This window comes from Rossellomorea aquimaris, assembly GCF_008180865.1.
Taxonomy (GTDB): domain Bacteria; phylum Bacillota; class Bacilli; order Bacillales; family Bacillaceae_B; genus Rossellomorea; species Rossellomorea yichunensis.
Map to the genome: position 1 here is coordinate 184,204 of NZ_VTEX01000002.1, position 11,827 is coordinate 196,030.

6 protein-coding genes are annotated in these 11,827 nt (G+C 42.0%); 5 read left to right on the forward strand and 1 reads right to left on the reverse strand.

What is annotated here, in order from left to right:
• Nucleotides 1-148: 148 nt before the first annotated feature.
• The 5 genes from FZC88_RS08470 to FZC88_RS08490 all read left to right on the forward strand — a co-directional run bounded on the left by FZC88_RS08470 (nt 149) and on the right by FZC88_RS08490 (nt 7,142).
• Nucleotides 149-1,048 (forward strand): carbohydrate ABC transporter permease, encoded by a 900-nt coding sequence (locus FZC88_RS08470; RefSeq protein ID WP_148967978.1) that lies wholly within the window; start codon nt 149-151, stop codon nt 1,046-1,048.
• Between the two features lie 33 nt (nt 1,049-1,081).
• A complete protein-coding gene (locus tag FZC88_RS08475; protein WP_148994444.1) occupies nt 1,082-1,912 on the forward strand; it encodes a carbohydrate ABC transporter permease in 831 nt (276 codons plus the stop codon).
• A gap of 121 nt (nt 1,913-2,033) precedes the next feature.
• Entirely contained in the window at nt 2,034-3,026 is a 993-nt protein-coding gene (locus tag FZC88_RS08480) for a LacI family DNA-binding transcriptional regulator (RefSeq protein WP_148994445.1), read from the forward strand.
• A gap of 295 nt (nt 3,027-3,321) precedes the next feature.
• Nucleotides 3,322-3,897 carry a TetR/AcrR family transcriptional regulator gene (locus FZC88_RS08485; RefSeq protein WP_148994446.1) on the forward strand — a complete coding sequence of 192 codons (576 nt, stop codon included), beginning with the start codon at nt 3,322-3,324 and terminating at the stop codon, nt 3,895-3,897.
• A gap of 77 nt (nt 3,898-3,974) precedes the next feature.
• Nucleotides 3,975-7,142 carry a bifunctional cytochrome P450/NADPH--P450 reductase gene (locus tag FZC88_RS08490; RefSeq protein WP_148994447.1) on the forward strand — a complete coding sequence of 1,056 codons (3,168 nt, stop codon included), beginning with the start codon at nt 3,975-3,977 and terminating at the stop codon, nt 7,140-7,142.
• Nucleotides 7,143-7,365: 223 nt separating this feature from the next.
• Here FZC88_RS08490 and FZC88_RS08495 read toward each other — a convergent pair whose 3' ends face one another.
• The gene (locus tag FZC88_RS08495; RefSeq protein ID WP_148994448.1) at nt 7,366-11,676 is read right to left on the reverse strand and encodes a bifunctional 2',3'-cyclic-nucleotide 2'-phosphodiesterase/3'-nucleotidase; all 4,311 of its coding nucleotides are present in this window, start codon (nt 11,674-11,676) and stop codon (nt 7,366-7,368) included.
• Between the last annotated feature and the right edge of the window lie 151 nt (nt 11,677-11,827).

An 11,827-nucleotide genomic window follows, 5' to 3' on the forward strand; every position in this document is an offset into this window, starting at 1 on the left:
AGACGAAAATAAATGAAACAAACGCTTCTATTATGAAGTTATAGTAAGGTACATTTGGAGTTACAGGCATAAGGATCAGCCCTTTGCCTGAGCTCCATTTTTAGCAAGCTTACCTTTACGAAGCGTAGTTTTAGTTAGGTGGGATATCATGGGCAATGGATTCAAATTCAGTAAAAACAATAAACATCCATATGTGTTTATAGCTCCTGCGGTTATCATATTGACTGTCTTTAGTATCATTCCGATCATTGTAGCGTTCTTTATTAGCTTTACAGACCTTGACTTAAAAGGCTTAGCTGATTGGTCCAACATCAGTTTCATCGGACTTGAGAATTATTCAAAGTTGATAACGGATGATTTATTTCATAAGTCGATCATTAATACGTTGTTTTATGTAGTCATCGGCGTTCCCCTTGTTATTATATTCTCTTTGGGAATCGCCTTATTGCTGAACTACGGAACAAGCTCGTTATTCAAAGTATTTCGGGGCGTATACTACATGCCTTCCATCACAAATATCATTGCCGTCGCAGTTATTTGGGGATTTCTTTACAATACAGAGTACGGGTTGTTCAACTACCTATTATCACTATTAGATGTGGATAAAATTCCTTGGTTAGGAGAGCCAACGATTGCGAAACTATCGTTGATTGTTTTAGCCGTATGGAAGGGAATCGGAATCAACATGATCATCTTCCTTGCTGCCTTGCAAGGAATACCGAAGTCCTATTACGAGGCTGCTGAAATGGATGGTGCCAATCGATTACAGGTACTGTTCAATGTCACGATTCCATTACTCCGGTATGCTACTTTCTTCGTGACGATCACCACCCTGATTGGCTGGTTGCAATTCTTCGAAGAACCATTTGTCATGACCAATGGTGGTCCATTGGACGGTACGATATCAATGGCATTATTCATCTACAAAAAAGGCTTCCAATTCAGTGAATTTGGTTATGCCGCAGCAGGTTCGTTTATTCTATTTATCTTTATCATTTTGATTACGCTATTCCAATTCAAGCTTAGAAAATCTGATACAGAATATTAAGTCTGAAAATTTATTAGTATCGGGGCTGAAACAATGAAAGCAAATACAATGAAACGAAAAACTGAAAAAACGCTGGTTGCCTTACTCATGATTCTTGGTGGAGTCCTTGTATCCATCCCTTTCATCTGGATGATTTCAAGCTCATTCAAACCTGAAAGTGAAGTTCTGCAAATCCCACCTACCCTGTTCCCAGAGAATCCTACATTGGAGAACTACCTTAACTTATTTGAAAGCATGAACTTTGGTGTGTATTTGAGAAATACCCTTGTCATCGTCCTATTTTCCTTTTTAGGATTATTCTTTAATGCCATGGCTGGTTATGGATTTGCAAAGTTTCATTTTAAAGGGAAAGAAAAGATCTTTTATATAGTGCTTGCAACCATGATGATTCCTGCACAAGTCACGATGATTCCCGTTTACTTAATCTTGAACGAGATGGGATTGACCAATACGATGACCGGGATCATCCTGCCGGGGCTTGCAGCAGCATTCAGTATCTTCCTATTCAGACAGTTTATGACCACGATTCCAACTGATCTGCTTGAAGCAGCCCGCCTTGATGGGGCAGGAGAATTCTATATCTTCTTTAAATTAATCGTTCCCATCGCGAAGCCGATCTTTGCTGTACAGGGAATTCTGACGTTTATCGGAGCATGGAACAGCTTCCTATGGCCGTTGATCATCGCGAATGATGAGAGTCTCTACACCCTTTCAGTAGGACTATCCCTCCTTCAAGGGCAGTATGCGAATAACTTTGGTCTTCAAATGGCTGGAGCAGCCTTCATGGTCGTACCGATTATCATCATCTTCTCTTTCTTCCAAAAATATATCGTCGAAGGCTTTACGATGTCGGGGATTAAATAGTAAGGGGAAAACATCACCTCTACTAGTCGAGAGTGTGAATGACTATACTATAAAGGTATAATGGATTTAACAATTTAGATGGAACAACCGCTATTCGTATAGCAATCAAGGATGTGAATAAATGGCAACAATCAAAGATGTAGCAAAGCTTTCAGGAGTAGCCGTTTCAACGGCCTCCTACGCTTTAAATAACAGTACCAAAGTAAGCGAAGAAACAAGAAAGAAAGTATTGGATGCAGCAAAACAATTGAACTATCAAAAGAACGGACTCGCATCCGATTTAAAACGTACCAACACGAATACCATCGCCTTGATTCTGAGTGATTTATCAGGTCCGTATTATTCTGAATTAATTAAAGGCGTCCAGGATGTGACATCTACTAACGGGTACGACCTCATAGCCTGCAGTTCAATTGGCGGTGCCCAATCTACAGCCATTAAATTTTTGAAAGAAAAACGAGTCGACGGTGTGATTATCTTAGCCCATAACATCACAGACGAAACGATATTGGAATCCACCCGCGAAGGATTCCCTATCGTCGTGTTGGACCGGGATATTAAACATGACTATGTTCTCCAGGTGGAAGTCGACAATGTCGAAGGTGGATTTCAGGCTACGGAACATCTGATTAGGAAAGGTCACCGGAATATTGCTTATATTAGCGGACCTTATAACTCCCATGACAATGAACTCCGCTTCCAGGGCTTTAAGCAAGCCTTGGAGAAACATGATATTCCTTATCGTTCTAAATGGAAAACATCAGGTGGATTTACACGTGAAGGCGGATATAAAGCAACGAAAATGCTCATTGCCCAACAAGATATCCCCCAAGCCATTTTTTATGCCAACGATGAAATGGCGATCGGTGGCTTGCAGGCCCTGTCAGAGAAGAATATTCGGATCCCGGAAGACCTTTCCATTATCGGATTTGATGATATTCAACTGGCTGAGTACGTATCTCCCCCATTGACCACAATGAGACAGCCGAAATACGAAGCCGGCGCACTCGCTGTTCATCTAATCTTTCAGAAGCTTGCTAAAGAGGAAGTCGATCCTTATTATAAGTTGACGACTGAATTAGTGGAACGGAAATCAGTTAAGGACAATAAGTAGACTTGAAGAGAAGCGAATCCGTGAAGATGGGTTTGCTTTTTCTTTATCTTCGTGAAACACCTCTAAAAGCTTATGTATCCTTCTTATTGCAAATAACACTTCTAATGTCACCTGTACAAAAACACATTCCAACTCCTCTCTTAAAGTGACTCTTACTAGAACCTCCTCCACATACGTTAACAAAACCTTCACAAATATTAGGTACATTGTGTGATTGAGATGGTATTTTACTGGGTATACAATGAGGAGGAATGAATATTCATTCCGTATTTAACCGATGAAAGGCTGAATCCTTATGGCAACTGCAGTAAATAAACGAGACAGCATTATATCAAGCGCTTTGGTTCTTTTTGCTGAGCGTGGATATGACGCGACTACGATTCCAATGATTGCGACATCTGCAGGAGTTGGAGCCGGTACCATCTATCGTTACTTTGATAACAAAGAAGTGCTTGGCAACAAGCTTTTTCAAGAGTATGTAAGGATATTTACAGAAACTCTTGAAAATGAATTCCCTTATGATGAAACCATTCGGGATCAATTTCATCATATATTTCAAGCCATGATTCAATTTACAACAAAGCAAAGCCAAGCACTTTATTTTATTAAAACACATAGCAGTGCCCATTTTTTAGATAAAGTAAGTCATGATAGCTTTCAAGGACTCCTGGAGATCCTAAAGAATTTCTTTGATTCAGGAAAAGAGAAAAAAGAAATTAAGGAGCTTCCTTCCTCCGCTCTGATTGCCATCGTTTACGGAGCGTTTCTAGAGCTTCAACGATTGGTTCGTATTGGGGAGCTGGAACCGGAAGCAAAACTATTAAAAGATGTAGAAGAAAGTATGTGGGACGCTGTACGGTTACATGTATGAGAAATGATTTGTTTCTCATACACCAAACGGAATGAACGTTCATTCCGTTATAATTCTTTTTTAAGAGGTGCTATTAAATGACAAACTCAAACCAACTTCCGCAGCCAAAGACGTATGGACCCCTTGGCAGTTTGCCGGTCATCGATAAAGACAAACCTCTTCAATCCTATATGAAGCTTGCAAGAGAGCTCGGCCCGATCTTTCAGTTTCAATTTCCGGGACGTATCAGTACGTTTGTATCGAGTGCCTCCCTTGCTGAAGAAATTTGCGACGAAACACGATTTGATAAGAAGGTCGGCCCTGCCTTACAAAAAGTAAGAGCATTTGGCGGCGACGGTCTTTTCACAAGTGAAACGACGGAAAACAATTGGAAAAAGGCGCATAATATCCTGCTTCCAAGCTTCAGCCAGCAGGCAATGAAGGGCTATCATGCTAAAATGATCGATCTTGCCACCCAACTTATTCAGAAATGGGCCCGCTTAAATCCGGCTGATGAAATCGATGTTCCTGAAGATATGACTCGCTTAACCTTGGATACGATCGGTCTCTGCGGTTTTAATTACCGCTTTAACAGCTTTTACAGGGAAAACTCCCACCCATTTGTCGACAGTATGGTCCGGGCAATGGACGAAGCCATGAGTCAAACGCAGCGACTTGGTGTTCAAGATAAATTGATGGTTAAATCTAAAAAACAATTCAAGGAAGACATTCAATACATGTTCAATCTAGTAGATGAATTGATTGCGAAACGGAAACAAAATGGTGATCAGGGTGAGGATGACCTGCTCTCTCATATGTTAAAAGGAACCGATCCGGAAACGGGTGAAGTGCTGGATGATGAAAACATCCGTTATCAAATCATCACTTTTTTAATTGCAGGACACGAAACAACGAGTGGGCTTCTATCGTTTACCCTTTACTTTCTAATGAATAATCCGGAAAAATTGAAGAAAGCGCAGCAAGAAGTGGATGAAGTGCTGGGTGACGACGTTCCTGATTATAAACAAGTGAAGAAATTGAAATATATTCGCATGGTGCTTAATGAAGCACTTCGTCTATGGCCGACCGCACCGGCATTTTCCGTTTATGCAAAAGAAGACACAACTTTAAACGGGCAATACAAAGTTAATAAAGATGATGTATTCACCCTTATTATTCCTGAGCTTCACCGTGATCCATCCGTTTGGGGAGATGACGTGGAATCGTTTATACCAGAGCGTTTTGAGGACCCGTCTTCGATTCCATATCATGCTTACAAACCTTTCGGAAACGGACAGCGCGCCTGCATCGGACAGCAGTTTGCCCTTCACGAAGCGACCCTTGTTCTCGGAATGGTTTTGCAACACTTTGACCTGATTGATCATAAAGAATATCAATTGGAAGTAAAAGAAACCTTGACCCTCAAGCCAGATGGTTTGACGATGCGCGTTTCACCAAGGAAACCGGTCGTGTCCTTTACCGCTGCTTCTTCGGAAGAAGTGAAATCTGAGAAAAAAGCAGCACAAGCTTCTCTAGAGTCGTCTCATGGTACTCCACTCTATATTCTGTTTGGATCAAACATGGGAACAGCTGAAGGAATCGCCCGCGATCTTGCTGAAACAGGTCGTCAACAAGGCTTTATAGCCGAGGTTGCTCCTTTAAATGATTATACGAGCGGGCTTCCGACAGAAGGAGCGGTTCTCATCGTTTCTGCTTCCTATAACGGAAATCCTCCGGACAATGCGGACGCATTCGTTTCTTGGCTAAGTGAAACGGAGGAAGGAACACTAAACGATGTTCGCTATGCGGTATTCGGATGTGGCGACCACAACTGGGCGACTACGTACCAACGCATTCCTACTTTCATTGATGAGCAGATGGAACAAAAAGGAGCTCATCGTCTGTCGAACACAGGCCATGGTGATGCAAGCGACGATTTTGAAGGAGATTACGAGAAATGGTCGGAAGCACTTTGGCCGAATCTAGCAAAAGAATTGAACATTGAGCTTCATCCAAACGGGGAAGAAAGCAGCTCGATCACAATGAATTTTGTCAGTGATGTCAGTGACACACCACTTGCCCGCACCCATCATGCCTTTACATCGGTGGTAAGTAGAAATAGTGAATTGCAGCATGTGGAAAGTGGAAGGAATACAAGACATCTTGAGTTGACTCTTCCAGAGGCTGTAGATTATCAGGAAGGAGACCATATCGGGGTGCTTCCCCGCAATCCAAGCTCTCTTGTTGAGCGAGTGCTCAGTCGATTCAACCTGAACGGCCAAGACTATGTCCAACTCACTGGAGATCCGGGAAAAGCAGTCCACCTTCCAACAGAGAACCCAGTAAATCTTAAAGAATTACTCTCTAATTATGTGGAATTCCAAGAACCAGCTACTCGTTCGCAAATCCGGGCACTTGCGTCTCATACTGTATGTCCTCCCCATGTATTAGAGCTTGAAGAGCTATTGGAGGCTGGAACGTACAAAAGGGAGATACTAGGTAAACGGATCACCATGCTGGATCTGGTGGAAAAGTACCTTGCCTGTGAAATTCCGTTTGAAGGGTTCCTGCTTTTACTCCCAGCACTAAAAGCAAGATACTACTCGATTTCAAGCTCTCCCCTCTACAAAGAAGGAGAAGCGAGCATCACGGTCAGCGTCGTTCGCGGAGAAGCATGGAGTGGAAATGGAGAATACAAAGGAATAGCATCAAACTATCTGGCAGAACGTTCCGAAGGCGATAAGATAGCGTGCTTTATCTCTACACCTCAATCGAACTTCCAGCTTCCGGACGCAACCGAAACACCAATCGTCATGATCGGCCCTGGTACTGGAATTGCACCATTCAGGGGATTTATCCAGGCACGCCGCATTCTTAAAGAAAAAGGAGAAACGCTGGGAGCAGCCCACCTTTACTTCGGCTGCCGCAATCCTGAACACGATTTCTTATATCAAGCGGAATTAGAGAAGGCCGAACAAGATGGAATCGTAACTCTTCACACGGCTTTCTCAAGATGCCCTGGTAAAGAAAAGACATACGTCCAGCACCGTTTGGCGGAAAGCGCTGAAGACATCCTACCTTTATTGAAAGATGGAGGCCGCTTATACATCTGTGGAGACGGTGGTAAAATGGCACCGGATGTGGAACGCACATTAGTAGAATGCTATATGCATTTCTATCAAACAACGAAAGAAGAAGCTGACGCATGGCTGGGATCACTTGAAGAAGATGGTCGATATGCCAAGGATGTTTGGGCAGGAGCGTAAATTTTAAAGGAAGCAGCGGACCTTTGTTGGGTTCGCTTCTTTTTTGTTGGGCTGCAGGAATTCTCAGGATCATTTAGAGGTATTATTGACTCCTTAGGTGCCTGGCACTTTCCCTATCCTATCAAACTGTCCCGCTACTTATCTCCTAAACCCTTAAATGCGCCCACTACAAAACAACACACCAAAAAAGCACCGGATGATTACGGTGCTTTCAAACAAATCTTTACTTATTAACCTTTGTAATACGTCCTTCTTCAACAGGATCTACTGTCCCTTGTGCTTTAATGTATGAAACGAAAGCTTCTAAATCTACGATATCAATGACTTGATTCTTACCTTCTAATAGTACCGTATATCCGTCACCGCCGCCTGCCATAAAGTTGTTCACCGTGATTGAGTATGTTTTGGCCAGGTTAAGTGGTTGATCGTCTCCAGTTGTAACGGATTGGATTCTGCTTCCTTCATGTTTACTGCTATCATATGAAACCTTCAATCCGGAAATCTGTAAGATTCTTGGTGCATTGGGATCTTTCGCCCATTGAGATTCGAATAGTTCATAGACCTGCTGTCCAGTCAGATCCATCGTTACAAGATCATTACCGAATGGCTGAACAGTGAAGGCTTCTTTCCATGTGATTTCACCTGCATCGATTTCTGCACGGATACCTCCTGGATTCATAAAGGCAAAATCTGTTCCTGTATGACTTCTCATGGCATCTGCAATCAGATTACCCATGGCAGACTCACCATCAGGATTTTGATCCCTGCTGATTCCTTTTTTTGTGTTCCCAATTTTCACATTCAGGATAGGTGCAACATCTGCAAGATATTCATCGAGTAATTCTTTAATCCCGGCATCTGGCGTGATGGTTCTGACGGCAGATACGATTTCTGCTTTTTTCGACGTGATATCCTTGGTAGCTGGATCAATCACGAAATCCACATCCGAAAACGCTGTACCATAAGAATACGATTGAACAAGTAGCTTTCCATCCACAATCGTATTTGCATACTGATGATTGTGTCCACCAAACATAATATCCACTTCATCGTCTACTTTTGTTGCGATATCAGCCAGTTCTTCTGTAGGGTTGGATCCATCGGTGTTTGATTTCACCGGGTTATGGGATAGGACGACAATCGCCTCTACACCCTTTTCCTTTAGTTCTTCTGCATATTTGTTAATCGCTTCGGCTTCATCCGTAAATGTTACTCCCGCTGTTCCACTCGGTGTGACAATTCCTGGTGTATCGGAGAAAGCAATTCCTATAAATCCAACCGGAACTCCGTTAACCTCTTTTACCACATATGGAGAAAGAATCGGTTCTTTGGTTTTGCTATCCACTACGTTTGCCGCTACATAAGGGAAATTCGCCCCTTCGAACACCCCATATTTAGAGTAGGTTTTCGAATGTCTTCCCCCGTCGATCAGGCGCATCATTTCATCTACACCTTCGTCAAACTCATGGTTTCCTACAGTACCTACATCAAAACCAATTTCATTTAGCATTTTGATGGTTGGTTCATCCTGTAATAACGCAGATACGGGAGAACTTGCCCCGGCGACATCTCCTGCATGCACCATTAGTGTGTTGGGATTCGTTGCTTCACGTTCTTTTATATGGGCAGCCAAGTATTCAATTCCCCCAGCATTCAAACCTTTGTTATACGTGTCCAATTGACCGTGAAGATCATTGATGCCTAACAATTGAACTTCAAAGGGCTCTTCTGCAGGAAAATCAATCTTGTATTTATGGAATCCATTCGTACCTTCTCCGACATGATGAATGTTCGATGTTTGCTGAGCAAACATTTTTGCTTCTGGAGAAGACTCAAATGTGACATCAACATTTCCGGAAATCGGTGCAAACGTCCAGTTCTTATCGGCAGTTGGATTAATCGTTTTGTTTTTAATAATGTAGTTCATGACTACTTGACGATTCTCGTCTGGCGAAACATAGATGACTCGTTTCCCATCAGGATTCGCAAGCTTTGTAAATGAAGCACGATAGTTATTCGTAGCCACGACAAACTTCTGATCTTCCTCTACCGGCTTACCATTAAACATTACGTTTTTCACACGTCTTGTTCCTGCATTAATCACGTTACCGGACTGATCATATTTAGCAGGTTTTGTTACATCCACTTCATAAGTCACACCATCGATCGTATCAAAGTTGTAAGCTTGGAAATCCTTATTAATCAGAGATTGTTCCTCTGTTTTCGTCGGGTCGATTTGATTAAAGTTTCCGGTTGTCCATTCGATATATTCTTTTACTTCGGCACCTGTTAAAAGTAACGCTTGAACCGTATTTGGATACTTGTAAAGGTCAGAAACGTTTTTAATCGTCACTGTTCCTTTAGGAATGTTTGTGTACTCACCGGCCCCATTTCTTCCAGCTTTAAATGGAGCTGCAGATGAAAGGACAGGAAGATCTTCGTATTCAGTTCCATTTAACGCATTTTCTACATACTCTTTTTGAGCATTGCTGACAATTTGTACGGATGGATCATCCTGTACCCGTGCAAAGAAGCTGTGAATTGGTGCTTCCGTTTGACCCACTTCACCATTGATGTATTCAATGGTGCTGTCATGGGAGTCTTTTAAGACATCAACCATTTCTTTATCCGCTGTTACTCCTGTTGAAGAAATAACTTCCGATTGAGAATCTTTCACTTTCCATTTCCCATTTACCTGTTCCAAAGTTAAGTCAATGACACCAAGTGTTTTCCCGTCAACATTTGCTTGAACGGCAGCCACACCATTGATTGTTCCTTTTTTATTATCCACGCCTTCAAGGGAGTTGTAGGAAGCATCTCCCGGGAAAGACAGGTGAGTGTGCCCGAATAATATCGCATCGATTCCGTCTACTTCACTTAGTGGATACACGGTATTTTCTTTATTGGATTTATCTTTGTCAAAACCTGAATGAGAGAGAACAACAACCACTTCTGCTCCATCCTTCTTCATTTTTGGAACCCATTTTTCAGCTGACGCCACTACGTCCTCAGTCACAACTTTACCTTCCAGGTTCGCTTTATCCCATTGCATGATTTGAGGAGCTACGAAACCAATGACACCGACCTTGACCGTTTGCTTGTTCCCATTTTCGTCGACAACTTCCTTGTCCACGATTTTATATGGTTTTACAAGGTTTTCATCGTTTGAAGGGTCCTGATCATGATCATCTTTATACACGTTCCCCGAGACGTATGGGAAGTCAGCGCCTTTGATACTATTTTCCAGGAACTCTAATCCATAATTGAATTCATGGTTTCCTAAAGTGGCAGCATCATAATCCAATAAGTTCATCGCTTCATAGATCGGGTGCGTTTCATTTTCGATTAATCCTTCAGATACGGCATTTTCTCCACCTAGAATGGAGACGTACTTGCTATCAATCAATTGCTTGGCAGCTTCAGCCATGGCATTTTTCTCAACTAAAAGGACAGGAGCATCGTGCTTGGCAGCGAGAACTGATCCCGTTAATCCATCCACGAAATTTCTTCCTGTTGTGACAAACACTTTATCCGTTACTGTATCCAACTCAGTAGCAATTTTGAGTGACGTTTCAAATCGATTTTGACCGAAAATCCGTGATGGGTTTTTCAGTTGTTTTTCAACTTTCTCACTAATAACCCCGGGTCCACCTACAATGATGGTCTTATCTTTCCCTTTAAGAGATTCAGTTGTTGTGCCTGGTACACTATCCTTTTTTGTTAAAAGAATCGGATACCCATTCTTTGCAGCATATGGTGCAATCGCAATGGCATCTGGATAGTTTGACCCATCAGCAAGGATGGCAGTGTCGGTGTTCCCGCCAACTTCCTCTGCTATCATGGAGGCTGTCTCATAGCGATCAGAACCTTGGATTCTCTTAATATATAATTTCATCTTGCTTAATTCACTTTGTACATCTGCAGAAACGGCATTTACCCCGCCTAAAATAATCACTTTTTTCGCACCAAGACGATTTATTTCTTCCTTCGTCTTAGCATTTAAGCTCTTCGTACCCGTCAATAGGATCGGAGCATCCAAGTGATAAGCCAATGGCGCACCCGTTAACGCATCGGAAAAATTATCAGAACGGGCGATGACTACTGTTTCAGACTTCGCCCAGCCTTTTTTCGATACCTCTACAGCCGTTTCATATCGATCATCACCTGACAAACGATTCACAAATGTTAAGGGATCAACCTTAGCGATAAAATCAGTAAACGGATTCCCTTGAAGCAGGTCACCATTATCCAACAGTAAATTATTCGGGTTTTCTTCACGTTCTTTTTTGATCAGAGTTGAAAGGCGAACAAGTCCGTTTTCAACTGGCTTATCAGAATAATAGTCATGGTCCATTAAACTTCCATGCACATCGGTTGTTTCCATTATTTTTAATTTTACATAAGCATCAGTCGATAACACATTTGTTGGCGCATTTTCTGCCGAAACGGTACCCCCTGCCGGAGAAGCAATCATACCTAAAGCTAAAGTTGACAGAGCAATACTACTTAACTTCTTTTTTACTCCACTGTTCAAACCATTCAACCCTCTCAAAATTAATATGTAAGGAACAACCCAGATCGATCAAACAGTCGAATCGACTCATATTTTATTCTAATCTGAATTATCTAAGACAATTATACTTCGAAAATTGTCATTTACTATCATTTTTTTACAAATTTTAATA

Excerpts from the sequence above, each read along its gene's own strand:
- FZC88_RS08470 (WP_148967978.1), top strand. The coding sequence starts at position 149 with ATGGGCAATGGATTCAAATTCAGTAAAAACAATAAACATCCATATGTG.
- FZC88_RS08475 (WP_148994444.1), top strand. The coding sequence starts at position 1,082 with ATGAAAGCAAATACAATGAAACGAAAAACTGAAAAAACGCTGGTTGCC.
- FZC88_RS08480 (WP_148994445.1), top strand. The coding sequence starts at position 2,034 with ATGGCAACAATCAAAGATGTAGCAAAGCTTTCAGGAGTAGCCGTTTCA.
- FZC88_RS08485 (WP_148994446.1), top strand. The coding sequence starts at position 3,322 with ATGGCAACTGCAGTAAATAAACGAGACAGCATTATATCAAGCGCTTTG.
- FZC88_RS08490 (WP_148994447.1), top strand. The coding sequence starts at position 3,975 with ATGACAAACTCAAACCAACTTCCGCAGCCAAAGACGTATGGACCCCTT.